Annotated in this window: 19 protein-coding genes; 9 read left to right on the top strand and 10 right to left on the bottom strand. The window is 74.8% G+C overall.

What is annotated here, in order from left to right:
• The first annotated feature begins 75 nt into the window (after positions 1 to 75).
• On the top strand, positions 76 to 1,647 hold the full coding sequence (locus ABZ858_RS08425) for an HtaA domain-containing protein (protein WP_361374001.1): 1,572 nt from the start codon (positions 76 to 78) through the stop codon (positions 1,645 to 1,647).
• A gap of 111 nt (positions 1,648 to 1,758) precedes the next feature.
• On the opposite strand, the gene ABZ858_RS08430 is transcribed toward ABZ858_RS08425, so the two are convergent.
• The gene (locus tag ABZ858_RS08430) at positions 1,759 to 2,406 is read right to left on the bottom strand and encodes a biliverdin-producing heme oxygenase (protein WP_361374003.1); all 648 of its coding nucleotides are present in this window, start codon (positions 2,404 to 2,406) and stop codon (positions 1,759 to 1,761) included.
• Positions 2,407 to 2,622: 216 nt separating this feature from the next.
• Between ABZ858_RS08430 and ABZ858_RS08435 the strand changes: the two genes are divergently transcribed.
• Positions 2,623 to 4,035 (top strand): lamin tail domain-containing protein, encoded by a 1,413-nt coding sequence (locus tag ABZ858_RS08435; RefSeq protein ID WP_361374005.1) that lies wholly within the window; start codon positions 2,623 to 2,625, stop codon positions 4,033 to 4,035.
• On the opposite strand, the gene ABZ858_RS08440 is transcribed toward ABZ858_RS08435, so the two are convergent.
• Positions 4,025 to 7,255, bottom strand: a complete 3,231-nt coding sequence (locus ABZ858_RS08440) for a cytochrome P450 (protein ID WP_361374007.1) — start codon at positions 7,253 to 7,255, stop codon at positions 4,025 to 4,027. The two genes, ABZ858_RS08435 and ABZ858_RS08440, sit on opposite strands and share 11 nt — an antisense overlap.
• 203 nt (positions 7,256 to 7,458) lie before the next feature.
• Here ABZ858_RS08440 and ABZ858_RS08445 point away from each other — a divergent pair, with 203 nt between their 5' ends.
• The gene (locus ABZ858_RS08445; RefSeq protein WP_361374009.1) at positions 7,459 to 8,166 is read left to right on the top strand and encodes a PAS domain-containing protein; all 708 of its coding nucleotides are present in this window, start codon (positions 7,459 to 7,461) and stop codon (positions 8,164 to 8,166) included.
• 189 nt (positions 8,167 to 8,355) lie between these two features.
• Positions 8,356 to 9,651: a phosphatase PAP2 family protein gene (locus tag ABZ858_RS08450; RefSeq protein ID WP_361374011.1), complete on the top strand. Its 1,296-nt coding sequence runs from the start codon at positions 8,356 to 8,358 to the stop codon at positions 9,649 to 9,651.
• Between the two features lie 79 nt (positions 9,652 to 9,730).
• Here ABZ858_RS08450 and ABZ858_RS08455 read toward each other — a convergent pair whose 3' ends face one another.
• The 6 genes from ABZ858_RS08455 to ABZ858_RS08480 all read right to left on the bottom strand — a co-directional run bounded on the left by ABZ858_RS08455 (position 9,731) and on the right by ABZ858_RS08480 (position 16,374).
• Positions 9,731 to 11,710, bottom strand: coding sequence for a GAF domain-containing protein (locus ABZ858_RS08455; protein ID WP_361374013.1), 1,980 nt, complete (start codon positions 11,708 to 11,710; stop codon positions 9,731 to 9,733).
• Positions 11,711 to 11,786: 76 nt separating this feature from the next.
• Complete coding sequence (locus ABZ858_RS08460) at positions 11,787 to 12,587, bottom strand: 3-hydroxybutyrate dehydrogenase (RefSeq protein WP_361374015.1); 801 nt, start codon at positions 12,585 to 12,587, stop codon at positions 11,787 to 11,789.
• Between the two features lie 54 nt (positions 12,588 to 12,641).
• Positions 12,642 to 13,121 carry an NUDIX domain-containing protein gene (locus ABZ858_RS08465; RefSeq protein WP_361374017.1) on the bottom strand — a complete coding sequence of 160 codons (480 nt, stop codon included), beginning with the start codon at positions 13,119 to 13,121 and terminating at the stop codon, positions 12,642 to 12,644.
• Between the two features lie 137 nt (positions 13,122 to 13,258).
• Positions 13,259 to 14,860: an apolipoprotein N-acyltransferase gene (gene lnt / locus ABZ858_RS08470; protein ID WP_361374019.1), complete on the bottom strand. Its 1,602-nt coding sequence runs from the start codon at positions 14,858 to 14,860 to the stop codon at positions 13,259 to 13,261.
• Between the two features lie 81 nt (positions 14,861 to 14,941).
• On the bottom strand, positions 14,942 to 15,484 hold the full coding sequence (locus ABZ858_RS08475) for a hypothetical protein (protein ID WP_361374021.1): 543 nt from the start codon (positions 15,482 to 15,484) through the stop codon (positions 14,942 to 14,944).
• Positions 15,485 to 15,588: 104 nt separating this feature from the next.
• A complete protein-coding gene (locus ABZ858_RS08480) occupies positions 15,589 to 16,374 on the bottom strand; it encodes an aspartate/glutamate racemase family protein (RefSeq protein WP_361374023.1) in 786 nt (261 codons plus the stop codon).
• A 69-nt stretch (positions 16,375 to 16,443) separates the two neighbouring features.
• On the opposite strand from ABZ858_RS08480, the gene ABZ858_RS08485 reads away from it, so the two are divergent.
• Entirely contained in the window at positions 16,444 to 17,610 is a 1,167-nt protein-coding gene (locus ABZ858_RS08485; protein WP_361374515.1) for a glycosyltransferase, read from the top strand.
• A 16-nt stretch (positions 17,611 to 17,626) separates the two neighbouring features.
• On the opposite strand, the gene ABZ858_RS08490 is transcribed toward ABZ858_RS08485, so the two are convergent.
• Positions 17,627 to 18,982: a TerD family protein gene (locus ABZ858_RS08490; protein ID WP_361374517.1), complete on the bottom strand. Its 1,356-nt coding sequence runs from the start codon at positions 18,980 to 18,982 to the stop codon at positions 17,627 to 17,629.
• Between the two features lie 309 nt (positions 18,983 to 19,291).
• Between ABZ858_RS08490 and ABZ858_RS08495 the strand changes: the two genes are divergently transcribed.
• The 4 genes from ABZ858_RS08495 (at position 19,292) to ABZ858_RS08510 (ending at position 24,152) form a co-directional block, all read left to right on the top strand.
• Positions 19,292 to 19,723 (top strand): DUF6643 family protein, encoded by a 432-nt coding sequence (locus tag ABZ858_RS08495; RefSeq protein ID WP_361374025.1) that lies wholly within the window; start codon positions 19,292 to 19,294, stop codon positions 19,721 to 19,723.
• A gap of 41 nt (positions 19,724 to 19,764) precedes the next feature.
• Complete coding sequence (locus tag ABZ858_RS08500) at positions 19,765 to 20,601, top strand: MOSC N-terminal beta barrel domain-containing protein (RefSeq protein WP_361374027.1); 837 nt, start codon at positions 19,765 to 19,767, stop codon at positions 20,599 to 20,601.
• 254 nt (positions 20,602 to 20,855) lie between these two features.
• Positions 20,856 to 21,461, top strand: coding sequence for a hypothetical protein (locus tag ABZ858_RS08505; RefSeq protein WP_361374029.1), 606 nt, complete (start codon positions 20,856 to 20,858; stop codon positions 21,459 to 21,461).
• A 252-nt stretch (positions 21,462 to 21,713) separates the two neighbouring features.
• Complete coding sequence (locus tag ABZ858_RS08510; RefSeq protein WP_361374031.1) at positions 21,714 to 24,152, top strand: right-handed parallel beta-helix repeat-containing protein; 2,439 nt, start codon at positions 21,714 to 21,716, stop codon at positions 24,150 to 24,152.
• Here ABZ858_RS08510 and ABZ858_RS08515 read toward each other — a convergent pair.
• Entirely contained in the window at positions 24,122 to 26,455 is a 2,334-nt protein-coding gene (locus ABZ858_RS08515) for a hypothetical protein (RefSeq protein ID WP_361374519.1), read from the bottom strand. The genes ABZ858_RS08510 and ABZ858_RS08515 overlap by 31 nt on opposite strands.
• Between the last annotated feature and the right edge of the window lie 356 nt (positions 26,456 to 26,811).

The following is a 26,811-nucleotide window of genomic DNA, read 5'->3' on the forward strand; positions in this document are numbered from 1 at the left end:
CCCCCTGCCCCCACGCCCCCCACGGCTCATTCATCACCGAGGCCCTCACCGGCGCTCCCACCCGAGGAGACACCCATGTCCAGCACCCCCGGCGCCCGCCCCCGCAGACGGCCGGTCGCCTACGCCGCCGCCGTGGCCACGGCCACCGCCCTCGGCGCGGCCGCCCTGCTCACCGCCCCCACCTCCGCCGCCGCGGCCGGCACCCCGCTCAAGGGGTACGCACTGACCTGGGGCATCAAGGAGTCGTACCGCTCCTATGTCACCGGCCCCTACGCCAAGGGCACCTTCACCACCGCCGGCGGCGCCTCGCAGGCGGCCGGCAACGGCGCGTTCACCTTCACCGGCGGCGAGGGCACCTACGACGGCTCCACCCACACCGTGCACCTGGCCTTCAAGGGCACCCTCACCGCCGAGTCCGCCGCCCACCACTTCAAGCGGGTGCTGAGCGACTTCCAGTACGACAGCGGGACGGGCGTGCTCACCGCCGACCTGACCGCCGACGACGGGAAGACCCAGCAGGACATACCGTTCGCGAAGGTCGCCGCGCCCACCGGGCCGGACATGCGCGGCCTGGCCACCACGCTCACCACCGAGGCCGGCACCTTCCTCGGCAGCGACACGTACGCGGGCGCGGCGGGCGACCCGCTGTCCATGGTGCAGACGCAGTCCTCGCCGTCCCCGAGCCCGACCGCGAGCACGCCACGGCAGTCCTCCTCCCCGTCACCCTCCTCGTCTTCCTCGTCCTCCGCCGCACCGAGCCCCTCGAAGACCGCCGGTGCCTCGCCCTCGGTGTCCGGCGGCGCCGGGGCCTCCCCGACCGTCTCCGCCACCGCGCCGGTCTCCTCCGCGCCGGCCCCGGCCAAGGGCGCCCTCGCCGACGGGCGGCTCACCTGGGGGGTGAAGGAGTCGTTCCGCGCCTATGTGGTGGGCCCGGTGGCCAAGGGGACGGTCACGGCCTCCGGCGGCGCGTCCCAGGCGTCCGGCAACGGCGCGTTCACGTTCACCGGCGCCACCGGCACCTACGACGCCGCGGCGGGCACCCTGTCCGCCGCGTTCCGGGGCTCGGTGAACTTCAAGGGCCACAAGGGCGAGGGCAAGGGCGGCGGTTACGGCCTCGATCTCACCCTCGGCGGCGTCAAGGCGTCCTTCTCGGGCGCCTCGGGCCGGCTGACCGCCGATGTCAGCAGCCTCGGCGTCGTCTCCAAGGGTGTGGTCCTCGCGGACCTGAAGGCCCCTTCGGGCAAGCCGGCCGCGAAGGACGGCGTGATCACGCTCGGCAAGGTGACGGCGACGCTGACCGACGCGGGCGCGAAGGCGTTCAGCGGCTTCTACCCCAAGGGCACGGTGCTCGACCCGGTGAACGTGTCCGTGTCCCTCACCGGCGGCGCGGGACTGCCCGGCGGCGACGGGGCGTCGGGCCCCTCGGGTTCCTCCGGCTCGAACGGTTCGGCCGGTTCGACGACGGGCGGGACGGGTTCGACGGCCGGGGGCGCGGGGTCGACCACCGGCGGCACCGGCGGCAGCCTGGCCTCCACCGGCGCGGACCTGCCGGTGGGCGCCCTGGGCACGGCTGCCGGGGTGGCCGTGGTGGCGGGCGCGGGCGTGGTGGTCGCGCTGCGCAGGCGGCGCGGGGCCCAGCAGGCCTGAACGGCGTCGAGAGGGCGGTCACGGCGGGGAGTTCGCCGCCGTGACCGCCCTCTCGTTGTCCGGACCGCCCTCTCGCCGTCCCGGCCGGCCTCTCGCCGTCCCGGCCGCCGCTCACGCGGTCAGCGGGAACTCCTCGCCCAGCGCCCGGAAGACCGCCGTGTTCAAGGCGAAAGCGCGCTTGCACTCGGCCGTGATCCGCTGCTTCTCCAGGTCGTCGGCCCGGACACCGTCGAGGAGTTCGCGGTACTCCCGCTTGAACGCGGCCGGGTTGCCGATCTCCTCGAAGGTGTAGAAGCGGACGCCGTCGCCCTTCTTCGCGAAGCCCCAGGCGCGTTCGGCGCGGTCGCGGATGATCTGGCCGCCGGACAGGTCACCGAGGTAGCGGGTGTAGTGGTGGGCGAGGTAACCGGCCGGCCACCGCTCCCGGCACTCGCGCACCCGGGCCGCGTACTCCTCGGTCGCGGGCAGCGCGTGCAGCCCCGCGCGCCACTCGGCGCCGCGCAGATGCGCGAGGTCACGCTCCAGCGAGGGCAGCCGGAACAGCTCCGGCCGGACGAAGGGGCCGGCCACCGGGTCACCGGCGAGCTGTTCGACGCCGGTCTCCAGCGCGTCGTAGACGAACCAGAGCTGCTCGGTGTAGCGCGCGTACGCCTCCACGCCGAGCCGCCCACCGAGCAGGTCGCTCATGAACGTCGAGGTCTCCGCCTCCACATGCTGTTCGTGGGAGGCGGTGCGCAGGAGAGTCGAGAAAGAGTCCATGGTGTGCATCATTAAGGTAAGGCTTACCTAAGTCAATGCCTTGTCGACACTTGGTCGGCAACTTTTCCGACACACTGTCGGTAAAAGCGTACCCCGGTGGGCGTGCCGCGCAATTCGGCCGGTGTCCATGCGGAAACCCCCCTCCCGTGGGCCGCCGTTCGGGGCGCGCCGGGACCCTCGTGCCGCCCCGTGCACCCCGACCCGAGGACGGACCCCGTGCCCGACACCCCTACGCCCCGCTGGCGTCGCCGCCTCGCCCTGTTCTGCGCCGCGGCTCCCGTGCTGGCCGCCGCCGTCCTGGCGGCGCCCGCCGCGCAGGCCGCCCCGGCGAGTGACATCCGGATCAACGAGGTGGTGACCACCGGCGACGTCGACGACTCGATCGAGCTGTACAACAAGGGGACCGCCGCCGTCGACGTCTCCGGCTGGGTCCTCAAGGACGACGACGACAGCTCGAAGTACAAGATCGCCTCGGGGACGACGCTGGCCGCCGGCGCGTTCCGGGCCTTCGACGTGCACAAGGCGTTCGGCCTGGGCTCCAGCGACAAGGCCCGCCTCTATCTGCCCGACGGCACCACCGCCGTCGACAGCTTCGGCTGGAGCAGCCACTCCGCGCCCTCCTGGTCGCGCTGCCCGGACGGCACCGGTGCCTTCGGCGCGGCCCGGGTGACCCTCGGGGCGGCCAACGACTGCGGCGGCGGAGGCACTTCACCGGCGGCGTGGCCCGGCGGCGCCTCCGTCACGACGGCCGACGCCTCCGGGGTCTTCGGCGAGGACCTCAGCGGCCTGTACCAGGAGGGGGGCGTGCTGTGGGGCGCGCAGAACTCCGGCAGGCTCTGGCGGCTGGTGCGCGACGGCTCCGGCGGCTGGCGGCCGGACACGGCGGGCGGCTGGACGTCGGGCAGGACACTCCGCTTCCCCGGGGGTTCCGGCAGCCCGGACAGCGAGGGCGTCACGCTCACCGGCGCCGGGTCCCCGGGCGGGGTGTTCGTCGCCAGCGAGCGCGACGGCTCCGCGTCGGGGACCAGCCGCCTGTCGGTCCTGCGCTACGACGTCGGCGGCACGGGCGGCCCGCTGACCGCCACCAAGGAGTGGAACCTCACCTCCGACCTGCCCTCCGTCGGCGCCAACCTCGGTCTGGAGGGCATCACCTGGGTCCCCGACGCCGCGCTGACCGGGGCCGGCTTCAAGGACGCGTCGACCGGCGCGGCCTACGACCCGGGCCGCTACGGCGCGCACACCGGCGGGGTGTTCTTCGTCGGCGTCGAGGGCACCGGCATGGTCTACGGGTATGTGCTGGGCGAGTCGGGCGCGTACACGCGGGTCGCGTCCGTCGACAGCGGCATGGACGGCGTGATGGAACTGCAGTGGGAGCCGCAGGCGTCGCGCCTGTGGGTCGTCTGCGACGACACCTGCGACGGCCGGCACACGACCATGAAGGTCGACGCGTCCGGCGCCTTCTCCGCCACGGCGGTCTACCAGCGCCCGAGCGGCATGCCGAACATCAACAATGAGGGCTTCTCGGTGGCCGGAGCCGACGAGTGCGTGGGCGGCGCGAAGCCGGTGTACTGGGCCGACGACAGCGACGACGGCGGCCACGCGCTGCGCAGGGGCACCCTCAGCTGCTGAGGCCGGCCGCGTAGACGTCCTCGGTGTAGCGGCCCTCGGCGACCAGCGCGTCGAGCCAGGCGGCGGCGTCGGCCGCGCCGGCGCCGGGCGTGCGCTCGGTGTACATGGTCCGGAAGGCGTCGCGCACGCCCGGGGCCATCCGGGCGCCGTCGCCGCACACATGGACCTTCGCGCCGGCGCCGAGCAGCTGCCACACCTCGTCGGCCTCGGCGGCGATCCGGTGCTGGACGAACCGGTGGCCGTCGACCGGCGCCGCGCTGAAGGCCGGGCGTATCCGGACCACCCCGGCCAGTTCGGCGGCGCGCAGTTCCGAGCCGTGCAGGAAGTCGGCGTCCGGGGCGTCGCAGCCGAAGTAGCAGAGCGCCGGGGCGAGGGCGGTGCCGTCGGCGGCGAGGGCGAGCCGGTCGGCGATCGCGCCGCGGAAGGGGGCCAGTCCGGTGCCCGCCGCGATCATGATCACCGGAATCCCGGTGTCATGGCCGATCCGGAAGACCTCCCGGCAGGGCTGGAGCCGGGCGTACACGGTGTCGCCGGGCCGCACGGCGGCGAGATGGCCGGAGCCGGTGCCGCGGTAGGTGCCGCGGCCCGAGCGCGCCGGGGCCTGGAGCACGGAGACCATCAGGTCCACGTGGTGCGGGTCGCCGGCCGGTGAGGACGAGACGGAGTAGTGGCGCGGCCGGATCGGCGGCAGCACGTCCAGCAGCACCGGCCAGGTCAGCGCCCCGGCCAGCGAGGGGTGATCCTCGATCACGTCGAGCAGGCCGCGGTGGTCGGCGGCGCGGGCGTCGGCGTCCCCGGCGAGGGCGCGCAGCGCCTGCCGCTCCGGCGGGCAGGGGGCGAGTCCGGCGAGCACGGCGAGCTGTCCGGCGGTCGGCCGGTCCTGCAGCTCGACGTACCGGGTGAGCAGGTCGCGCACGGTCACGGGCCGGTCGATCGAGATGCCGTCGCGGCGCGGGCGGGCGGCGGTGACGGCGAGGACGGTGTCCGGGTCCGCCCGCAGGACCCGGGCGGCGCGCTCGGCCAGGGCCGGGGCGTTGGCGGGGAGCACGGTGAGGTGGTCGGCGGTGCGGTACGTCTGCCCCTCGGGCAGGGCGAGGCGCACGAAGCGCTTGACGCGCGGGTGGCCGGGCCGGGTGAGGCTGCCGGTCTCGGTGACCGTCATCGGTGTCATGCCGTGCCGGGCGGCCAGCGCGTCCAGCGGGCCGCCGGTCAGCTCGGTGACGGTGTAGGCGGGGCCCTCGGGGGCGGGCTCGGCGGCGGCACCGGCCGTGGCGGGATCGCCGTACTCCTGGAGGAGGCGGGTGCCCAGGCCGGTGCCGAACGTCTTGACCGCGCCGGCCAGGTCCCCGGCGGCGTCCGCTTCGGCGCGCTCCAGCAGCCGGGTCCCGCCGAGGGCGGCCAGCCGGTCGTCGATGAGGGTGGGGACGCGCTGGTAGGTGGCGGACCAGTTGCGGTCGCCGACGCCGAGCACGGCGTAGGTGACACCGTCGGCGGCGCCCGGCGCGGCGGTCTCCAGCCACCGGACGAAGGCCGCCGCGTCGTCCGTGGGCCGGCCGTTGTAGGAGGCGGCGGTGATGACGACGGGCCGGTCGGTGGGCAGGGCGCCGGTGTGCGCGTCGAGCGGGGCGACGGCCGTGTCGCAGCCGATCCGGGCGCCGGTGTCGGCGAGCCCGGCCGCGAAGTCGCGGCAGGTGCCGTAGTTGGAGCCGTGCAGCAGCAGGAGTCCGGTGCCCGGCCGCACCCGGGTGGGCAGCGCGCCGCCGGTGGCGCTCTCCTCGGCGGGCGCGGCGGTGCCGGCGGCGGGCAGGGCGGCCCGGTTCGCGGCGCGGTCGGCGGGGGTGCGCGGGGCGAGGGTGAGGGTGAAGCCCTCGGGCTTGATGGTGAGGGCCTGCTTGAGGTGCATCCGGTAGTCGGCGTGGTCGAGCAGCCGGTAGCGGTGGACCAGCAGGGCGAGCAGCAAGGTGGCCTCGTGCAGGGCGAACTGGCGGCCGATGCAGGCGCGTTCGCCGGTGCCGAACGGCTTGAAGGCGTGCGGGGAGCGGGCCGCCTCCGCCTCGGGGGAGAACCGGGCGGGGTCGAACAGCTCGGGGTTGTCGCCCCAGACCGGGTCGCGGTGCAGCATCGGGGTCACCACCGCCGCCCACTGGCCCGCCCTGAGCGGGATGCCGCCCAGGACCGTGTCGTGGCGGGCCTGGCGGGAGAACGAGGGGGCCGGCGGGAACATCCGCAGCGTCTCGTTGAGCACCTGGCGGGTGTACCGCAGGCGGCCGATGTCCTCGAAGGCCGGGTCCGGGTCCGGCCGGTCGCCCCACAGGTCGTCGACCTCGCGCCGCACCAGGCGCAGCGCGGCGGGGTGCTTGACGAGGTTGTACAGGGCGAAGGACAGGGTGCCGGAGGTGGTCTCGTGGCCGGCGATCAGGAAGGTGATGACCTGGTTGCGGATGTTCTCCAGGTCGAGCGTGGTGCCGTCCGAGGGGTGGGTGGCGCCCAGCATCAGCCCCAGCAGGTCCTCGCTCCCGGGGGCCGGGGCGCCGGGAGCGGTACGGGCCGCGACGACCTCGTCCACCACCGAGGCCAGGAAGTCCGCGTCGGCGCGGAACGCCTCGTCAGCGCGGGTGTGGTCGGCGCCGGGGGCGCGGCTGAGCCGGGTCATCGCCCAGTGCAGGCAGCGCACCAGCGCGTCGACGAACGGGTGCGGCCGCTCCCGGTCGAACGAGCCGAAGTCGAAGCCGAATCCGGCCAGGCCGATGGTGTCCAGGGTCATCCGGGTCATGTCGTCGGGCACGTCGACCGGGCGGCCGGCCGCGCACCGGCGGTCCCAGGACTCGATCAGCCGGCGGGCGACGCGCAGCATCACCGGGTGGTAGGCGCGCATCGAGCCGAGCGCGAAGGCGGGCATCAGGATGTCGTGCGCCTTGGCCCAGTTGGGCTCGTCGGGGTACGCGGTGAACAGCCCGTCGTGGGCGAACTCGCGGACGTTCTCCAGGGCCGGGCCGACCGCCTTGCGAAACCGCTGCTCGTCGGAGAGTTCGGTGACCAGGTCCAGGCCGCTGACGAAGAGGGTGTCCCGGCCGTGCAGCCGCTGGACGAAGGCCGGGCCGTGCCGCCGGGCCAGTTCCATGGTCCGCAGGACGGGCGTGGCGGTCGGCGTGTCGGACACGTCGACGACCGGGACGCCGGCCTGGCTTCCTGGCTGTGACGAGAGCAGAGTCGCGGACATCGGGGCGAACCGCCTTCCGTGATCAGGAGATACCGCGACCGCCCCGCGGGGGGGCCTCGGTGGTCCCCTCCACGGTCGCCTCCCGGGCACCCGGCGTCCGCACCCCGCCCTGCATAATCGTGTAGTACGCCGTTTTGTGTCGGGCTTGCGGAAACAGCCGTGATGCGCAATGCGGCCGACAGCACACGGCACGGGAGCGTCGGATGGATCTCCAGGCGAGCGGGCCGCCGAGCGATTCCCCGGCCGCGGAGGCCTGGCGCCGGCAGGCGATCACCTGGCGCAATCGCGTGTTCCTGCTGCTGGACCGGCTGCCGCTGCCGGTGGCGCTCTGCGACCCGCAGGGCGTCATCCTGCTGGCGAACCCGGCGATGGCCGCGGAATGGGGCATGCTGTCCGGGCAGTTGCGCGGGCGCAGCGCCCTGGACCTCTTCCACCCCCGCACGCCCACCCGGCTGCATCCGATCGCGGAGGCCGTCCGGCTGCGCCGCAGGTCCCGCTATCCGGTCGAGGTGACCTGGTGCTCCCCCGACGGTGTCGAGCGGTACGGCGAGATGGACGTCGACCCGGTCAGCGACACCCCGGACGATCCGCCGGCGCTGATGCTGCTGCTGCGGGTGCTGGGCGAACGCGCGGACACCTCCGCCGGTGAGGGCGCCGGGCCCCCTCGGGTGAGCGCGGTCGAGGCCCGGATCCTGGCCCTGGCGGCGGCCGGCGGCACCACCGCGCGGATCGCCAAGGCGGTCGGCCTGGGCGTGGACGGGGTCAACTACCACCTGACGCGGCTGTCCAGGCGCTGGGGGGTGCGCGGCCGGACGGCGCTGGTGGCCCGCGCGTACACCCTGGGGGTGCTCGACCCCGCGATCTGGCCGCCGGACACTGCCGGAGACCGGGCGGACGAACCCTACCGTTAGCATGTTCGAACTCATGACGACCAGCCCGCCCGCCCGTTCTTTCCGGAAAATATGCCGCCCGGCACAGCCGGCCATCTTTTTTGTCCGGAACCTACTAAATGAGTCGAACAATTGGAAAGCACACAAAAGCGAATAACCTCCGGCAGAAACCCCGGCTCCGCGCTCGCCGCCTGGCGTGAGCCACGAGCGGTGCTGTGGGCCACGGCCGGTGTCGCGGTCCTCGCGTTCCTCATCGCGCTGGAATGCGTCGCGCGCGGCTACAGCCTGCCGGGGCCGATCACGCACCAGGCGCAGGAGGTCATAGCCAAGCCCCAGTCGGGGCCCCTGCTGTACGCCGGCCTGGCGCTGACCATGGTGGTGCTCACCTGGCGGGAACGGCTGATCGCGGCGGGCGCCGCCGTCGGCATCGACGTGGTCTTCTCCCTGGTGCGCTGGGCGGCCGGCCTCCAGGTGAACTCCGGCACCTTCGGCAACGGGGCGCTGTGGGTGATCCTGGGCTGCGCGGTCGTCGCCGTCACCCGCCGCACCGGCGCGGAACGTGTGCTGTTGCTCAAGGGCGTCGGGCTGGGGCTGCTGCTGGTGGCCGGGCACAAGACGGGTGACACCTGGCTGCTCATCACGTCGAGGACCCGCCCGGAGGTGCTCGACCCGTACGTGGCGACCGCCGACCACGCGCTGGGCAACCCCTCCTGGCTGGTCGGCCAGGCCGTCCGGGCCACCGGATCGTTCGGCTCCCATTTCCTCCACCTCGTCTACGGACAGCTGCCGCTGGCGGCGGCCATCTGCGCGCTGTACCAGCTACGGCACGTGGCGGCCGAGCGGCGCTTCCCGAGCCATCACCTGGTGCGCACCTTCCTGGTGATCGGCCTGCTCGGGCCGATCGTCTACATGATCTTCCCGGTCGTCGGACCGGTCTTCGCGTACGGCGCCGACGGCGGCCACTGGACGGCGGCCCACCTGTGGCCGGACACCCCGGTGCCGATCCGCCTCCCGCACGCGATCCCGTTCGACCGGGTCACACCGCGCAACTGCATGCCCAGCCTGCACACGGCGTGGGCCACCACGCTCTACCTCCACTCCCGCAAGGGCACCCGGTTCATGCGGTACGCGGGCACGTTCTGGCTGGTCGCCACGCTCTGCGCGACGCTGGGCTTCGGCTACCACTACGGCGCTGACCTCATCGCCGGCGTGGTGTTCGCGCTCACGGTCGAGGTGACCATGCGCTGCTTCGCCCGTGGCTGGGACCGGTCGGGGTACCAGCTGGTCGCCTACGGCACGGCCGTCTTCACCGCCCTCCTGGTGGCCTACCGCTGGCTGCCCGAGCAGATGGCCGCACGCCCGTGGCTGTTCGGACCCCTGCTCATCCTGGCGATGGTCTCGGTGATCTACGGCTATGTGCGCACCACCCGGCAGTGGGACCCGGAGCCCGCACCGGTGCCGCAGGCCGCACCCCGGCCCACCGGACCGCAGGCCGAACTCGTCTGAGCCACCGCGCACCCGTGCGACCGGCACCGGCACCGGCACCGACGGCTGCGGCGCGGACGGTCGACGCGGGCGCGGACGGTCAGCGCGGGTCCTGCGCCGACAGCCGGTGCAGGTGCAGGGCGAGCTGGATCTCCAGGGCGCGGGCCGGTATCTGCCAGTCGTCGCCGAGCAGCCGGCCGACCCGCTCCAGGCGCTGGGCGACGGTGTTGACGTGGACGTGCAGCTCGTCCTTGGTGCGGGCGGGGCTCGCCCCGCAGGCGAAGTACGCCTCCAGGGTGCGTATGAGGTCCGTGCCCCGGCGCCGGTCGTAGGCGGCGACCCGGCCGATGGTGCGGTCCACGAACCCGGCGACGTCCCGTTCGCCGGCCAGGAGCAGCCCGAGGAAGCCGAAGTCCTCGGCCGCGGCGCCGTCTCCGGAGCGGCCGAGCAGCCGCAGGGCGTCCAGACAGCGCCGCGCCTCCGCGTAACCGGCCGCGGCGCCGGCGGGACGGGCGGCGAGATCCGCGACGGGCGCGGAGGCGCCGACGGTGACCGCCTCGTGCACGGCGGTGCCCAGCCGGCGGGCGGTGCCGCGGGCCAGCTCGGTCGCGGTGACGCCCTGCCGCAGGGGCAGCAGCAGCACCGTACCGCCGTCCCGGGCGGCGGCCAGGCCCTGCCGGGTGGCGGCCAGGTGGGCGGCCGCGGACCACAGCCTGCGGCGGGCGGCGGCCTCCTGGTCGGCGTCGGGCGCCGGGGCGTCCAGGCGGGCGGCGAGCACGACATGGGTGGCGTCGAGGTCGGCGCGCAGCCGGGCGGCGCGCTCCCGCAGCAGGCGCGGGTCCCGCTCGCGGGCGTCCAGGAGGTCGTCGAGCAGTTCACCGCGCACCCGCCGCTCGGCCTCGGCGGCCGAGCGTCTGGCGAGCAGCAGCAGTGAGGTGACCATCGCGGCGCGCTCCAGCGTGCGCTGGTCGACGGGGTCGAGGCCGCGCTGGCCGCGCAGCACCAGGGCGCCGAGCAGCTCGCCGCCCGCGGTGACGGCGGCGATCCAGTCCTCGCCGTGCCGCACCGCGTGCCCCTCGGCCCGCGCGGTCTCCAGCGGCGCGGCGGGGGCGGCGCTCGCCTCGCTGAACTCGACGGTGCCCGCCAGGACCTCGGAGACCGCGGCGGCCACGTCATGGACCCCGCCGCCGCGCAGCACGAGTTCGGCCAGCCGGTCGTGGACGTCGGAGGCCCGCTCGATGACCGCGCTGCGGTCACGGATGATCTCGTTGGCGCGCTCCAGTCCGGCCAGCGCCGAGCGGGTCTCGGTGAGCAGGTGGGCGCTGTCGATGGCGGCGGCCGCCAGGGCGGCGAAGGAACCGAGCAGGGCGATCTGCTCCCGTTCGAAGACCCGGGCGCGCCGGTCGGCGGCGAACAGGACGCCGATGACGTGCGGGCCGAGCATCAGCGGCACGCCGAGGATGGCGACCAGGCCCTCGTCGCGCACGCCCGCGTCGATGGTGCCGGTGTGCTGGAAACGGGCGTCCTCGAAGTAGTCGTCGGTGACATAGGGGCGGGCCGTCTGCGCGACCAGGCCGCCCAGCCCCTCCCCCATGCCCAGGCGCAGCTGCTGGAAGCCGGCCGCCACGGAGCCTTCGGTGACGCGCATGTACGTGTCGCCGCGGGCCGGGTCGTTCAGGGTGAGGTAGGCGACGTCGGTGCCCAGCAGCGAGCGGGCGCGCTGCACGATGGCCGGCAGCACGGAGTCCAGGTCGCGCAGGCCCGCCAGGTCGTGGGCGGTCTCGAAGAGGGCGGACAGCTCGGCCTCGCGGCGTCTGCGTCCTTCCAGCTCGGCGCGTACGCGCAGGGCGAGCAGCTTGGCGTGGTCGAGCGCGGCGACCGACGCGGCGGGCCGGCCCTCGGCACGGGCGAGCAGCACCGGCTGCTCGTACGCGGCGGCGGGCGCGCCCCGGGCCAGCAGTTCGAGGAACGGGACGCCGGGCGCGTCGCCCCACGGGGTGCCGGGCGGGGCGCCGGGGGCGGCCGGCGTCCCGTTCGCGGTGGCGGAGTGGCCGGCGGGCTCCGTGTGATCACTGGACATGCGCTCAGGATCGCGTATCGGCCCGGTCTCTGCCGAGCCCTGTGGACAACTCCGCGCCGAGTGGTCGCGGCGCAGGTCAGTGGGCGGTCCAGCCACCGTCGAGCACCAGCGAGGTTCCGGTGACGAAGGACGCCTGCGGGGCGCACAGGTACGCCACGGCCTCGGCGACCTCCTCCGGTTCGATCAGCCGTTTGACCGCGCTGTCCTGCAGCAGCACCTCGGCCAGCACGCGTTCCTCGGGGACGCCGTGGGCCCGCGCCTGGTCGGTGAGCTGCTTCTCGACGAGCGGGGTGCGGACGTAGGCGGGGTTGACGCAGTTGGAGGTGACACCGTGCGGGGCGCCTTCGAGGGCGGCGGTCTTGGACAGTCCCTCCAGGCCGTGCTTGGCCGCCACGTACGCGGACTTGTACGCGGAGGCGCGCAGCCCGTGCACCGAGGAGATGTTCACGATACGGCCCCAGCCCTGGCCGTACATGTGGGGCAGGGCGCCGCGGATGAGCCGGAAGGGCGCCTCCAGCATCACCGTCAGCACGGTGTGGAAGACCTCGGGCGGGAACTCCTCGATGGGGCGGACCAGCTGGATCCCGGCGTTGTTGACGAGGACGTCGGTGCCGGCGGCCGCCTGCTCGGCGGCGTCCAGGTCGGTCAGGTCCAGCACATGGGGTTCGAGGACCCCGGCGAGCGGCCCTGACTGTTCGGCGAGCGCGGCCAGGCCGGCCGCGTCCCGGTCGACGGCCCTGACCTTCGCCCCCGCGGCGGCCAGCCGGAGCGCGCAGGCACGGCCGATGCCGCCGGCCGCGCCCGTGACGAGCGCGGTGCGGCCGCCGAGGTCGAGCGGGGGGCCTTGGGGGGTGGGGCGGGGGCTGGGCGAGGTCATGTCTCGACCCTAGGCAGCGGTCCCGCCCCACCACATATGGGCATGACCCATACTTCAGTCAAAATCGGTGGGGTCGAACCATGTGGGGGCGTCGCACAGGGCCTGCTTGATCCGGAACCGGCCGAACTCCTGCAACTCGGGCAGCGCGTCCACGGCGAACCAGCCCACCTCCAGCGACTCGTCGTCGTTGACCCGTGCCTCGCCGCCCACGGCACGGCAGCGGAAGGTGATGTCCATGTACTGGCAGAGGTCGCCGTTGGCGTAGGTGACCGGCTTGAGCGCCTGGACCAGGACCACCCGCTCGGTGACACAGCGCACCGCGGTCTCCTCGTACACCTCCCGCACCGCGCAGGCGGCCGGCTGCTCGCCCGGCTCCGGGATGCCGCCGACCACCGACCACCTGCCGGTGTCGGAGCGGCGCCCGAGGAGCACTCTGCCCTCGTCGTCGAAGACGACGGCGGTGACCCCGGGGAGCCACAGCAGCTGGTTGCCGGCTGAGGCCCGGATCGTGCGGATGAAGTCAGGAGTGGCCATGGACCGACCCTAACCGCCGCCTGCGGCCCCGACCGACGGCTCCGTCCCCTGACCGCCGGCTCCCCCGGCCGGCCGGCGTGCCCGGCAGGCGCACGCCCCGCGTGCGGTCACACGTCGTCCGGTCACATGCCGTCCGGTCACACAGCCGCGGCGCGCCGCCCGCGCACACCGGTCGCGATCGCCCAGCCCAGGCCGCCGGCCGCGACCAGCACGAGCACGATCTCCGGCAGGACGCCCAGCTCGGTGGCGGGGGTCTTCGAGGAGCGCAGCGGCACCTTCTGGACCAGATAGGCGGGCACGAACATCCCGGTCTTCTGGGTGATGCGCCCGTCGGGCATGATGACCGCGCTGACACCGCTGGTCACCGGGACGGTGACGGTACGGCTGTGCTCGACGGCGCGGATACGGGACATGGCGAGCTGCTGGTAGGTCATCTCGCTGCGGTCGAAGGTCGCGTTGTTGCTCGGCACGGAGATCATCTGCGCGCCGTGGGTGACGGTGTCGCGGACGTCCCAGTCGAAGGCGGCCTCGTAACAGGTGGCCAGGCCGACCTTGGCGCCGTCGATGGTGAAGACGCCCGGCCGGGTGCCCCGGCTGAAGTCCTGCCGGGCCATCTCGGTCCAGCTCTTGTTGATCGCGCCGACCAGCCCGCGCAGCGGCAGGAACTCGCCGAACGGCTGGATCTGCCGCTTGTCGTAGGTCTGCACGGGGCCCTTGACCGGGTCCCACAGGATCTGCTCGTTGAACAGCTCGCCGTCCCGCTCCACCACGCTGCCGATCGAGATCGGCACCCCGATGGCCCGGGACGCCTCCTGCACGTCCAGGCGGGCGTCGGCGTATTCGAGCGGGTCGATGTCGGAGGAGTTCTCCGGCCAGAGCACGAAGTCGGGCCGGGGGGTCCTGCCCGCCTTCACGTCCGCCGCCAGGCGCTCGGTCTCGCGCACGTGGTAGTCGAGGACGGCCCGGCGCTGGGCGTTGAACTCCAGGCCCGCGCGCGGCACGTTGCCCTGGACGAGCGCGACGGTCGCGGTGCCGGTCTCGGCCTTGTCGCTCACCAGGGTCCGGGCGGCCAGCGCGCCCGCCACCGGCACGGCCACGCTCAGCAGGGCCACGGCGGCGGCCGGCCGCCGCACCGCGCGGGTGCGCCGTCCCTCCACCGCCAGGCGGACCGCCGCGCACAGGCCGAAGCCGCACAGGACGACCGCGAAACCGAGCACCGGGGTGCCGCCCACCGCGGCCAGCGGCAGGAACACGCCGTCGGCCTGCCCGAAGGCGACCTTGCCCCAGGGGAAGCCGTCGAACGGCACGCGCGCGCGTGCCGCCTCACCGGCGATCCACAGGGCCGCCGCCCACACCGGCCAGGCGGGCAGCCGTGACACCGCGGCGACGCCCACGCCCACCAGGGCGACGAAGACCGCCTCCGCCGCGACCAGGGCCAGCCACGGCAGCGGGCCGACCTCCACGCTGGTCCACATCAGCAGCGGCAGCAGGAAGCCGAGGCCGAAGAGGTAACCGAGGCCGAGCGCGGCTTTCCAGCCACGTCCGCGCAGCACCCAGCCGAACCCTGCGAAGGCCGGCAGCGCCAGCCACCACAGCGGGCGCGGCGGAAAGCTGACGTACAGGAGCAGGCCGGACAGCGCCGCGACGACGGCGGGTACGAGCCGTGCGCGCCAGGGCGCGGGAGCGGACTGCGGGCGCAGCCGGTCCGACTCGTCGACGGAAGTTGCGGTGACGGTCACCCCGGGAGTGTACGGCGGCTGATCTGCCCCTTGACAGGACGGTGGCGGGGGCCTTGATCGTCCGGCGAGGACGCCGGGTGGTCAGGCCGGGCCGGGGGCGGGCGGGCGCAGCCGGTCCTTGATCACGCGTACCGCCGACTCGGCGTTGTCGACGGTGATCGTGAAGGTGTGGCCGTCCCACAGGCGCAGCACGACCCCCTCACCACGGCGTACGACGACCGCGGTGCCCTTCTCGGGGCGCCAGCGGTAGCCCCAGCCGCCCCAGTGGCGCGGGGTGACGTGCGGCGCGAACTCGGCGCCCGCCACCTGGGCGAGCGGGATGCGGCGGCGCGGCAGGCCGATGTGGCCGCAGCGCACCTCCAGGGATTCGGAGTCGACCTTCAGTGCCACGTGGACGAAGGCGAGGGTGCCGAAGAGGACCAGCAGTCCGGCCGCGATGCAGCCCACGACGGACATCACCAGGGGGGCGACGCCGGTGCTCCAGGCGGAGTCGACGGCCAGTTCGATCCCGAGGGCCAGGCAGGCGGCGCCGACGAGCGCCAGCAGCCACTGGATCCGGTTGGTGGCCCGGCCCGTCCACACCTCGGGGTGCGGGCCGTTCTCGATGCGGGAGGGGTCCCTCATGTCCACGAGGTTACTCAGGTTTCGGCGCGCGGGTAGCGCGTCGCGCACGGGGAGTGTCCCGTGCCGGGGCGTGCGGGCCGGCCGCAGCCGCGCCCGGTCCGGGGTCAGCGGGCGGCGGTGGCGGCCTGGAGGAGACGGCCCTCCGCGTACGCCAGGGCGGGCCCGGGCAGGGTGCCCGCCACCCCGTTGAGCAGCACCGTCACGGTGCCCTCGGCCGGGGCCCCCGGCTCGGGCCGGGAGCCGATCCGGCGCAGCGCCTGGGCGGCGACGGCGCCCGCCGAGCCGTGCAGGACCAGCGGGGGCCGGCCGGGCCGCTGCACGGCGGAGCGGATGCGTTCGGCGACCAGTTCGTAATGGGTGCAGCCCAGGACGACGGTCGTGACGTTCTCGGGGGTCAGCGCGGCGGCGGCCGTGACCGCCTCGTCGATGGCGGCCTGGTCCGCGTGCTCCACGGCCTCGGCCAGTCCCCAGCAGGGGACCTCGGCCACCGGCACGCCGCCAGCGAAGTCGCGGATCAGCCCCTTCTGGTAGGGGCTGCCGGTGGTGGCGGGGGTGGCCCAGATGGCGACCGGTCCCCCGCCGGCCGCGGCCGGCTTGATCGCGGGCACCGTCCCGATGACCGGCAGGCCCGGTTCGAGGCGGTCGCGCAGGGTGGTCAGCGCGTGCACGGTGGCGGTGTTGCAGCCGACGATCAGGGCGTCGGGGCCGTGCGCGGCGGCGGCCTCGGCGACGGCCACCGCGCGCGCGGTGAGGTCCTGCACGCTGCGCGGGCCCCAGGGCATGCCGGCGGGGTCGAGGGAGAGCACGAGATCCGCGTCGGGGCGCAGGCGCCGCACCGCGGCGGTGGCCGCCAGCAGCCCGATCCCGGAGTCCATGAGCGCGATCTTCACCCGGCCACGATAGTCGATCCCCTCGTACCGGCCGCCCGGGTGGGGCAGACTGCGGGAGTGGACGTGATCATGTGGACCGCCGTCGGATCACTCGCCGCCTGGCTGTGGCTGCTGCTCTGCCAGGGCTTCTTCTGGCGCACGGACGTGCGGCTGCCGCCCCGCACGGAGCCGGCGCCCGGCGACTGGCCGGCCGTCTGCGTCGTGGTCCCCGCGCGGGACGAGGCCGCCGTACTGGGCCGGAGCCTTCCCTCGCTGCTCGCACAGGACTATCCGGGGCGGGCGGAGGTCTTCCTGGTCGACGACGGCAGCTCGGACGGCACCGGCGAGCTGGCCCGGGAGCTGGCGCGGCACGGCGGGCTGCCGCTGACCGTGGCCTCGCCGGGGGAGCCGCCGGCCGGGTGGACCGGCAAGCTGTGGGCGGTACGGCACGGCATCGCCCTGGCCCGCGCGCGGGAGCCCGAGTACCTGCTTCTGACGGACGCGGACATCGCGCACGCCCCGGACAGCCTGCGCCGGCTGGTGGCGGCGGCCCGCACGGGCGGGTTCGACGTCGTCTCGCAGATGGCCCGGCTGCGGGTGAAGAGCGGGTGGGAGCGGCTCGTCGTGCCGGCGTTCGTGTACTTCTTCGCGCAGCTGTATCCGTTCCGCCGGATCGGCCGCCGGGGCGGGCGGACCGCCGCGGCGGCGGGCGGCTGCGTGCTGCTGCGCGCCGAGACCGCCGAGCGGGCGCGGATCCCGGAGGCGATCCGGCAGGCGGTGATCGACGACGTGGCCCTCGCCCGGGCGGTCAAGGGCGGCGGCGGGCACATCTGGCTGGGGCTCGCCGACCGGGTGGACAGCGTGCGGCCGTATCCGCGGCTGGACGACCTGTGGCGGATGGTGTCGCGCAGCGCGTACGCGCAACTGCGCCACAACCCGCTGCTGCTGGCCGGCACGGTCGCCGGGCTGGCGCTGGTGTACCTGCTCCCGCCGGTGGCCCTGGTGGCGGGTGTGGCCGCGGGCGACGCGGCGGCGGCACTGGCCGGGGGCGTGGCGTGGCTGGTGATGACGGCGACGTACGTCCCGATGCTGCGCTACTACCGCCAGCCGCTGTGGCTCGCTCCGCTGCTGCCGGGCACGGCGTTCCTGTACCTGCTGATGACGGTGGACTCGGCGGTGCAGCACTACCGGGGACGGGGTGCGGCCTGGAAGGGCCGCACCTATACGCGTCCGGAGGCCGTGCCAGAGGAGGGCTGAGGGCGCGGCCAGGAGTTCACTTGCGGCCCGGCGTCCAGTTCATGCCCCAGCCGTAGGCGTGGTCGACGGTGCGCTGCGGGCTCACCCCGCGCGCGGGCACCAGATAGCGCGCCTCGCGCTGGACGACCAGGTCGCCTCCGGTGTTGGTGATCAGGGCGAGCGCGCAGACCGTCGAGGGCACCGTGCACTCGTCGAGGGAGAAGTCGACCGGGGCGCCGTGCTGGGGCTGGAGGGTGACGGTGGCGTGCAGGTCGGCGAAGGAGCGGGCGCCCTCGTAGATGGTCACGAAGACGAGGATGCGGCGGAAGTCGCGGATGTGGTCGAGGTTGACGGTGAGGTTCTCGCCGCTGTCCACCGCGCCGGTGCGGTCGTCGCCGTCGAGGTGGATGTACGGGGGCTGGCGCAGGGCCCCGAAGGCGTTGCCGAGTGCCTGCACGACGCCCTTGCGGCCGTCGGAGAGTTCGTAGAGCGCGCACAGGTCGAGGTCGAGGTCGGCGTGTGTGGCGAACGCCCGCCCGCGCTTGCCGGCCCAGCCGGTGAACTGCTTGCGCGTCTGCCAGTTGAGGTTGACGCGCAGGGCGCCGGAGGTGCCGCCCTGCTTGGTCAGCGACACCGAAGGGGCCGCCTTGGTGAGCGTCACCTTGGTCAGCCGTACGGGAGGCGCCGCGGGGGAGGGCGGCGGGGGCGTGGCGGACCAGGTGGGGGCGGGCGGCGGCAGGTGCGCCGGCGGGCCGGCCGGTGGCGGGGCGGCGGCCTGGGCGGGGGCCGGGGGCGGTGCCCAGGCGGCCGGCTGCGCCGCGGCGGGCTGCTGGGGCGCGTACGGCGGGGCGGCGGGCGGCGGGGCCGCGTGCTGCGGCTCGTCCACGGTGATGCCGAAGTCGGTGGCCAGGCCCGCCAGGCCGCTGCTGTAGCCCTGGCCCACCGCGCGGAACTTCCAGGCGCCCTGGCGGCGGTAGAACTCACCCAGTACGAAGGCGGTCTCGGCACTCGCCCCGGCGCTCTCGAAACGGGCGACCACCGTCCCCGCGGTGGCGTCGCGCACCTCGATGTAGAGGCCCGGTACCTGGCCGAACGTCCCGCCGTCCGCGGAGGCGGCGAGCACGATCCGCTCGACGGCGGACTCCACGCGCGCGAGGTCGGCCCAGAGCGTGTCGGTCGCCTGTCCGCCGGCGTCCCGCTTGCCCTCGTGCCGGACCGCGCCGGAGGCATGGGCCGGCTGGTTGTAGAAGACGAAGTCCCCGTCGGAGCGCACTTTTCCGTTCACCAGCAGCAGCGCGGAGGCGTCCATGTCCGGGACGCCCGGGCCGGACCGCCGGCCCACCTCCACGCGCAGTGCCGTGGCGGGCACCGGTGTGTTCGACCCCTTCAACATGGTCATGCTCTCCCCCATCGCGTGTCGCCCGGGCCGTGTCCGGCACTCCGTCGGGTACCGGCGGTTCGCCGGCCCGCTTGCGCCCAACCTATTCCCAGGGCGGCCGAACTCCCCTACGGACCAGCGGATCACACCGACGGGACCGACGGTAACCCCCGGGAAATGCCCCCTTTACACGATCGGCGTCCACCGCGCTGCCCCTTTTTGCCAACTTCGCTCGCATTGGGGGTCCCGCGTCACCGCCGACACGGAAAAGAACCCTCTTATCGGTCTCCCCAACCAGCACATCGTGGGCTTAACTTATGTGCCATGACCTCCCCCCGCTCCGCCTATGGCGGCGGCTACTACTCCGCATCCTTCCCGGACACCCCGATCTACGACTCGCTCGTCGCCGAGCGGGGCACCCCGCAGATCGCCCCGATCCGGGTCCCCGCTCCGTACGACACGGGAAGCCACCTCCCCGCGCTCCCCTCGGCGCTGCCCGCCCTCCCGGCGGCCCCGTCCCCGTACTCCTACGGCTATCCGCAGGCGGCCCAGCCCGCCCCGCTGCAGCAGGCCCCGGCCGCCTACATCCCGCAGCAGGCGTCCGCCCCGCGCGGCTACCCGGGCCCGCAGCAGCAGATGCCCCAGCGCCCCATGGCCGGCGGCACCGGCTACGAGGCGATGCGTCCGGCGGCCCCCCGGCCCACCGCGGCGCCGTACCAGGACCCGTACAACAACCAGCAGTACCGCGGCTACTGATCCACTCCCCGGCTGTCCGTGCCGCCTGGCAGGATGAGGTCATGGGGAATGCGGAGCTGCGCTCGATACACATCCACCCGGTCAAGGCGTTCCGGGCCGTAGGACTCCGGGAGGCCCTCGTGGAGCCCTGGGGGCTGGCCGGGGACCGCCGCTGGGTGGTGATCGACGACGGGGGAAAGGTCGTCACGCAACGCCAGCAGCCCCTTCTCGCACTGGCCGTCGCCGAGCTCGCGCCCGGCGGCGGCCTTCTGCTGTCCGCGCCCGGACAGGACCCGGTCACCGTGCCCGTGCCCGTGCCCGTGCCGCAGCCGGGTGCCACGGTGACGGTGGACATCTTCGGCGACAAGGTGGAGGCCGTCCCGGCCGGGCCCGCGGCACATGCCTGGTGCGGCGCCCTCGTCGGTGCCGACGTCCGCCTCGTCCACATGGACGACCCCGCCACCCGCCGGCCCGTCGACCCGGACTACGCCCGGCCCGGCGAGACGGTGAACTTCGCCGACGGCTATCCGCTGCTGCTCACCTCGGTCGCCTCCCTGGACTCCCTCAACTCGCTGATCGCCGAGGGCGACCGCCCCGACGAGGGCCCGGTGCCGATGGACCGCTTCCGGCCCAGTGTCGTCGTGGCCGGGCCCCCGGCCTGGGCGGAGGACGACTGGCAGCGCGTCGCGATCGGCGAGGTCACCTTCCGGGTCGCCAAGATGTCCGGGCGGTGCGTGGTCACCACCACCGACCAGAGCACCGGCGCGCGCGGCAAGGAGCCCCTGCGCACCCTCGGCCGCCACCGCCGCTTCGGCGGCTCGCTGGTCTTCGGACAGAACCTGGTGCCCGAGTCGACCGGCACCATCCGGGTCGGTGATCCCTTCACGGTCCTGGCCTGAGAACGGTCACGGTCCTGGCCCCGGCCACGGTCCTGGCCCCGGCCCCCCGGCACCGTCCTGGCTCAAGAGCTGGTCACGTCCCGGTCCGAGTTCCCGCTCCGGGCCGGGAACCGTGGGCGGGGGCCGGGTCGTTGGGGTTTCGTGAGAGCTTCATGAGAGTCCGCGGCCGGGGGTGATGTCGCTCTCTCTTCGACCGGTTCGCGGATGAGCGTCCCCGGCCGGGGTCATCACGGAGCGGGAAGGGGGTGGGGACGGTGCGAGCGATCAGCGGCCTCTGGCGCTGGCGGCACAATCCGCTGCGCCGCACGACCGATCTGGTCGAGTCCTGGGTGGCGTTGGTGGCCCTGCTGGTGATCCTGGTCGCCTGCCCGGTGCTCGGCGCCGTCGTCGGGACCACCGCCCAGGACGCCCTGCAGCAGTCCGTGCGCGACCAGCACCGGTCCCGGTCCCTGGTGGCGGCCACCGTGGTGAGAAAGCTGGACCGGCCCGCATCCTCCTCGGACCCGGAGGTCATCACGGGACGCGACCGGCGCAGCAGAGTCGTCGCCGACTGGACCGCCCCGGACGGCACCCGGCAGCACGACGCGGTCACCACCGGCCTGCGCGCCCCGCACCCCGGCGACCGCTTCGGCCTGTGGACCGACCCGCACGGGCGGGCGACGACCCGCCCCCTGGACGCCACGACGGCCACCACCCACGCGGTGCTGGCCGGGCTCGGCACGGCCCTGGTGGCCGCCGGCCTGACGGAGGGCGCGCGCAGACTGGTCGTGTGGCGGCTGGTCCGCCGCCGGTTCGCGCGCTGGGACCAGGCCTGGGACCGCGCGGGCCCGGACTGGGGCCGTACCGGCACCGGCAGCTGACAGCCTTCCGGCTCCGGTCAACCGACCCCGCGCGCGCACGCTACGGTGGACCGGCCGACGCACTCGGCACCGGCCCCGCCCGAGCCGTAGGGGCGCGCCGGTGACGGGAGCGGCGGAGTCCCCGGCTCGTCACGGGCTCGGGGCAGCACAAGGGCCCGAGGGGCTGGGCACGGCAGCGGTCGCGGCACCGGCCGCCCTCCTCCCCGGAGGCGACGAGCCATCAGTACGACGAGGTGGGGGCACGGCAACGCCATGGCACAGGGCACGGTCCAGGTGACGCACACCGGCACATCGCGGTGGCGGCGCCGCACGGGTGAGTACGCGTCGCTGGCCGCCGCCCTGGAGGCCGCGGCCGACGGCGACGTCCTCACCGTCGCCCCGGGCACCTACCGCGAGAACCTCGTCGTCGAGCGCGCGGTGACGCTGCGCGGCCCCGAGGGTTCTCCGGGCGCGGTGCGCATCGCCCCGGTGGACGGGGTGCCGCTGACCGTGCGCGCCTCGGCGGTGGTGCTCGACCTGCACGTGGAGGGCCAGGACGCCGCCGCGCCCGCGCTGTTGGTGGAGGAGGGCACGCCGGAGCTGCGGGACCTGCGGATCGTGGCGCGGTCCGCGTCGGGCATCGAGGTGCGCGGCGGCGCCCGGCCCACCGTGCGGCGCTGCACGGTGGACAATCCGGCCGGTGTCGGCATCGCCGTGCTCGACGCCGGCGGCGGGGTGTTCGAGGAGTGCGAGGTGCTGGCCGCCGGGCAGTCGGGCGTGGCGGTCCGCGGCGGCGCGCATCCGCGCCTCGACCGGTGCCGGATCCACCACGCCTCGGGCCCGGGCATCGCGGTCACCGGCGACAACTCCGCCCTGGAGGGCGTGGGGTGCGAGGTCTACGAGGTCCGGGGAAGCGGCGTCCAGGTCACCGGGCGGGCCACCGCCCACCTCACCGACTGCGAGGTGCACCGCACCGCCGGGGACGGCATCACCCTCGACACGGACGCCGTGCTCACCCTGGCCGACTGCCGGCTGCACGACATCCCGGAGAACGCGGTGGACCTGCGTTCGCGTTCCGTGCTGACGCTGACCCGGACCACGGTGCGCCGGTTCGGGCGCAACGGGCTGTCGGTGTGGGACCCGGGCACCCGGGTGGACGCCAACCAGTGCGAGATCGCCGACAGTACGGGCGACTACCCGGCCGTGTGGGTCAGTGACGGGGCGACCGCGGTCCTCGACTCCTGCCGGGTGCACGACGTGCCGGACGCGCTGTTCGTGCTGGACCGCGGCTCCCGCGCGGACGTCGTCGACAGCGACCTGTTCCAGGTGCGCAACACCGCCGTGTCGGTCAGCGACGGCGCCACCGCGCAGCTCGACGACTGCCGGATCAAGGAGGCCGCCACCGGTGCCTGGTTCCGCGACCACGGCAGCGGCGGCACCCTCGCCAACTGCACCATGGACGCCACCCAGACCGGTGTGATCGTCACCAAGGGCGCCGACCCCACCATCGAGCGGTGCACGGTCGTCTCCCCCGCCGAGGCCGGTTTCTACGTCTCCGCCGGGGGCCGCGGCAGTTTCCTGGGCTGCCGGGTGACGGGCAGCGACGGCTACGGCTTCCATGTCCTGGACGGCTGCCGTACGACGCTGCGGAAGTGCCGTACCGAGCGGTGCGCGCGCGGCGGGTACGAGTTCGCGGACGGCGGCGCGGACGCGGTGCCCGGGTCAGGGCCGGTGGTGGAGGACTGCACCGGCGACGAGAGCGGCGGCGTACGTCCGCCGCCGCCCCGGGAGACGGTGGTGCAGACGGCGGGCTCGTCGTCCGGTCTGCTGGGCTCGGTCCCCGGGCCGCGCGCCTTCGAGCCGGAACCGCCGCCCGCGCCCGATGAGGAGCCAGAGTCCGCGCGCACCGCGAAGGACGTGCTGGGCGCGCTCGACGCGCTGGTCGGCCTGGAGAGCGTGAAGCGGGAGGTGCGCGCGCTCACCGACATGATCGAGGTGGGCCGGCGCCGGCAGCGGGCCGGGCTGAAGGCCGCCTCGGTCAAGCGGCATCTGGTCTTCACCGGCTCCCCCGGCACCGGCAAGACGACGGTCGCCCGCCTGTACGGCGAGATCCTCGCCTCCCTCGGGGTCCTGGACAAGGGCCATCTCGTCGAGGTGTCCCGGGTCGACCTGGTCGGCGAGCACATCGGTTCCACCGCGATCCGCACGCAGGAGGCGTTCGAACGGGCGCGCGGCGGAGTGCTGTTCATCGACGAGGCGTACGCCCTCTCCCCCGAGGACGCCGGGCGCGACTTCGGCAAGGAGGCGATCGACACGCTGGTGAAGCTGATGGAGGACCACCGTGACGCGGTCGTGGTGATCGTCGCGGGCTACACCGCCGAGATGGAACGCTTCCTGTCCGTCAACCCGGGTGTGGCCTCCCGTTTCTCGCGCACCATCACCTTCGGCGACTACGGCCCCGAGGAGTTGCTGCGGATCGTGGAGCAGCAGGCCGAGGAGCACGAGTACCGGCTGGCGCCGGGCACCGGGGAGGCGCTGCTGAAGTACTTCACGGCGCTCCCCAAGGGCGCCGCGTTCGGCAACGGCCGTACCGCGCGCCAGACGTTCGAGGCGATGGTGGAGCGTCACGCCAGCCGGGTCGCCCAGGTCGAGGACCCCGACACCGACGCGCTGACGCTGCTCTACGCGGAGGATCTGCCCGAGCTGCCCTGAGCCTCCTGGTCGCCGCGCGGCGCGGGCAGGCCGGGGTGCGGCCGGGCCAGCAGCCGCCGGCGTTCCTCGGCGAAGGCCGGGTCGGCCTGGTAGTCGCAGTGGCCGAGGATCGAGGCGGGCAGCGGGTGCCGTGCGGTGCGGCCGTAGACGAGGGGGTCCTTGAGCGGGGCGCGGTCCACGTCCGGGCCGTGGCCGTCGGGCAGCCGGACGGGGCCGCCGATGGGGTCGGTGAGCCGGTACAGGTTGCGCCAGCGGTCCATGTCGTGGTGCAGGGCGGCGAGGGCGGCCGGGCCGAAGTGGGCGGGGAACCAGCGGCCGTAGAGCCGGGTCAGCGGGGAGCCGTAGGTGAGCAGGGCGACGCGGGCGCGTGCCGACGGGGGCAGCTGCCAGGCCGCGGCGGCGGCCAGCACGCTGCCCTGCGAGTGCCCGGACAGGACCAGCCGTCCGCCGGTGGCGCGGGTCCAGGTCGCCATGCGCCAGGTGAGGTCGGGCACCGCGCGTTCGGCGTAGCAGGGCGGGGCGAAGGGGTGGGCGGCGCGCGGCCAGAAGGTGCCGACGTCCCAAAGGACGCCGATGGTGCGCCGGGCCGATGTGTCCTTGTAGGCGCGCCGGCCCCAGGTGACGAAGAGGACGAAGCCCAGTCCGACGAGCCAGGAGCCCAGTGCCTGGGCGGTCTCGGCCGCGCCCTGGAGGCCGGGCGGCGCGCTCTCGGCGGCCCGGGCCGGGGTGCGGCCGGTGCCCAGGGCGCCGACGAGCGCGGCGGTGCCGAGCAGGAGGGTGGTGGCGCAGATGACGCCGACGACGAGGTGGGCGTCGTCGGTGAGGGTGGCCAGCGCGCGGGTGCGGGCGATCCGGCGGGTGCGGTCGCGGTCCTCCGGCTCGCCGGGGTGCTCGCCCCGCACGGCGGCGCGTTCGGCGCGGGCCAACCGCCGGACACGTCCGGCCAGGCGTGCGCAAAGTCCCAGCAGGAGCACGAGCAGCGGCGGGATGACGGACGCCTGCCAGGTGAGCAGGACGGGCGGCCCGGGGATCCGTGCCCCGGTGCCGTCCAGCCAGTCGGCCACGCGCTGGGCGACGCCGCCGGTCATCACCCCGCCGAGCGCGCAGGCCAGCATCGCGACCGCGGGGCCGCCCTGTCCGCGCAGCACGGCGCGGGCCGGGGGCGCGGGCGGGGGCGGGGCGGTTTCCGGCCCGGCGGGACGGCGGGCCTCGGGACGGGTGGTGTGGTGGGTCGCGGGACCGGTGGTGCGGTGGGTCGCGGGACGGGTGGTGCGGTGCAGCAGGTACGCGGTGAGGCCGAGCGCGACGACCAACGCGCCCTGGGCCAGGGCGAGGGCGCCGAAGCCCACGTCGCCCGGCAGTCGGCCGGCGGAGTGCCACGACGGGCGCGACCAGCAAGTGTAGACGACGGTGAGCAGGAGCAGCAGGAGGGCGGCGAGCGGCAGGCTTCGCACGAGGTGGCGGTCCAGTCGCCGGTCGAGCCGGTGCTCGCTGCGGCCCCGGCGGCAGACCACCACCACCGCGACGGCCGCGGTGAGGATCAGGCCGGCGTGCAGCAGCCGGCCGAGGACGTCCAGGGCCGCGGGGCCGCCAGGGCGGCGGTCGAAGCGCGCGGCCGGGGCGGCGAGGGCCGCGGCGGCGGTCAGCAGTGCGGCGGCGGTGTGCGCGCCGCGTAGCCGGGCCACCAGGCGGCGCCCGTACCAGAAGCCGGGCCGGCTCAAGGACTCCGCGCCGGGCCCTTCCTCGCTCTCGGCGTCGCGGGCCAGGGGCTGCTGCGACTCGTAGGCGCTCCAGGTGCGGTGGGAGAGGTAGTACAGCAGACCGGTGAGCGCGGTGGGCGCCAGGGCGGCGACGGCGAGCCGGCGTCCGGGCGCGCTCCACCAGCCGCCGGAGGCCGGTGACAGGAAGCTCAGCCAGGTGTGGCGCGCGGCGCACGCGCGGGTGCCCGCGCACTGCCAGGCGGCGAGGTCGAGGGCGACCTCGCAGGCGGCGGCGACGAGCAGCACGGTGAGGGTGAGGCCGGCCAGCCGGACGAGCACGCCGTACAACCGGACCGTGCGGGGGCGTCCGTGGGCGGTGGGGCGCATCCAGTGGGCGAGGTTGACGACCATGAACGGCAGCAGCAGGAGCCACAGCGCCCGGCTGCCGTCACCGGAGGTGAGGTTGCACCAGACGTACGCCTCGGGCACCGGGCGGCCTCGGTGGCGGCCGGGGCGCCGCTCGGCGTCGGCGTCGGCGGCGCGCCGGTAGAGGGCGGCGGTGTCGTCGCCGCCGACCCGGACCGTGTGCCCGCCGCCCAGCATCTCCTGCGGGGTGGTGCCGCCCACTCCGTGGACGAGGAGTTCGAGGGCGATCGGGGGCGCGGCCGGGCCCTCGGCCGGGTCGCCCCCCGCGGGCCCGTCCGTCCCCTGCGCCGCTGTGTGCTGCCGTGTCCTCGTCACTGTCCGTACCTCCCCCGTCGCTCCGTCTCCCCTGCCGGTGCGGGGAAAGGCTCTCCATGGGCCGGTCCCCGCACACCTTCGGTCACGGAATGTCACCGGTCCGAGTGACGCAGGTCCGCGGACCGCCGCAGCGGGCCGTGTGGGGCATGTGCGCGCCGGGCGGGCGATGACGCGACGGGGAACGCCCCGTGAAAGGATGGACGTCCGCGCCCCGGGAC

It is taken from the genome of Streptomyces sp. NPDC047017, assembly GCF_040644175.1.
Lineage (GTDB): Bacteria > Actinomycetota > Actinomycetes > Streptomycetales > Streptomycetaceae > Streptomyces.

What these genes read in the sequence shown, in the direction of transcription:
- ABZ858_RS08425 (WP_361374001.1), top strand. Translation starts at nt 76, where the DNA reads ATGTCCAGCACCCCCGGCGCCCGCCCCCGCAGACGGCCGGTCGCCTAC.
- ABZ858_RS08430 (WP_361374003.1), bottom strand. Translation starts at nt 2,406, where the DNA reads ATGGACTCTTTCTCGACTCTCCTGCGCACCGCCTCCCACGAACAGCAT.
- ABZ858_RS08440 (WP_361374007.1), bottom strand. Translation starts at nt 7,255, where the DNA reads ATGTCCGCGACTCTGCTCTCGTCACAGCCAGGAAGCCAGGCCGGCGTC.
- ABZ858_RS08445 (WP_361374009.1), top strand. Translation starts at nt 7,459, where the DNA reads ATGGATCTCCAGGCGAGCGGGCCGCCGAGCGATTCCCCGGCCGCGGAG.
- ABZ858_RS08455 (WP_361374013.1), bottom strand. Translation starts at nt 11,710, where the DNA reads ATGTCCAGTGATCACACGGAGCCCGCCGGCCACTCCGCCACCGCGAAC.
- ABZ858_RS08460 (WP_361374015.1), bottom strand. Translation starts at nt 12,587, where the DNA reads ATGACCTCGCCCAGCCCCCGCCCCACCCCCCAAGGCCCCCCGCTCGAC.
- ABZ858_RS08465 (WP_361374017.1), bottom strand. Translation starts at nt 13,121, where the DNA reads ATGGCCACTCCTGACTTCATCCGCACGATCCGGGCCTCAGCCGGCAAC.
- ABZ858_RS08475 (WP_361374021.1), bottom strand. Translation starts at nt 15,484, where the DNA reads ATGAGGGACCCCTCCCGCATCGAGAACGGCCCGCACCCCGAGGTGTGG.
- ABZ858_RS08485 (WP_361374515.1), top strand. Translation starts at nt 16,444, where the DNA reads ATGTGGACCGCCGTCGGATCACTCGCCGCCTGGCTGTGGCTGCTGCTC.
- ABZ858_RS08490 (WP_361374517.1), bottom strand. Translation starts at nt 18,982, where the DNA reads ATGTTGAAGGGGTCGAACACACCGGTGCCCGCCACGGCACTGCGCGTG.
- ABZ858_RS08495 (WP_361374025.1), top strand. Translation starts at nt 19,292, where the DNA reads ATGACCTCCCCCCGCTCCGCCTATGGCGGCGGCTACTACTCCGCATCC.
- ABZ858_RS08500 (WP_361374027.1), top strand. Translation starts at nt 19,765, where the DNA reads ATGGGGAATGCGGAGCTGCGCTCGATACACATCCACCCGGTCAAGGCG.
- ABZ858_RS08510 (WP_361374031.1), top strand. Translation starts at nt 21,714, where the DNA reads ATGGCACAGGGCACGGTCCAGGTGACGCACACCGGCACATCGCGGTGG.
- ABZ858_RS08515 (WP_361374519.1), bottom strand. Translation starts at nt 26,455, where the DNA reads ATGCTGGGCGGCGGGCACACGGTCCGGGTCGGCGGCGACGACACCGCC.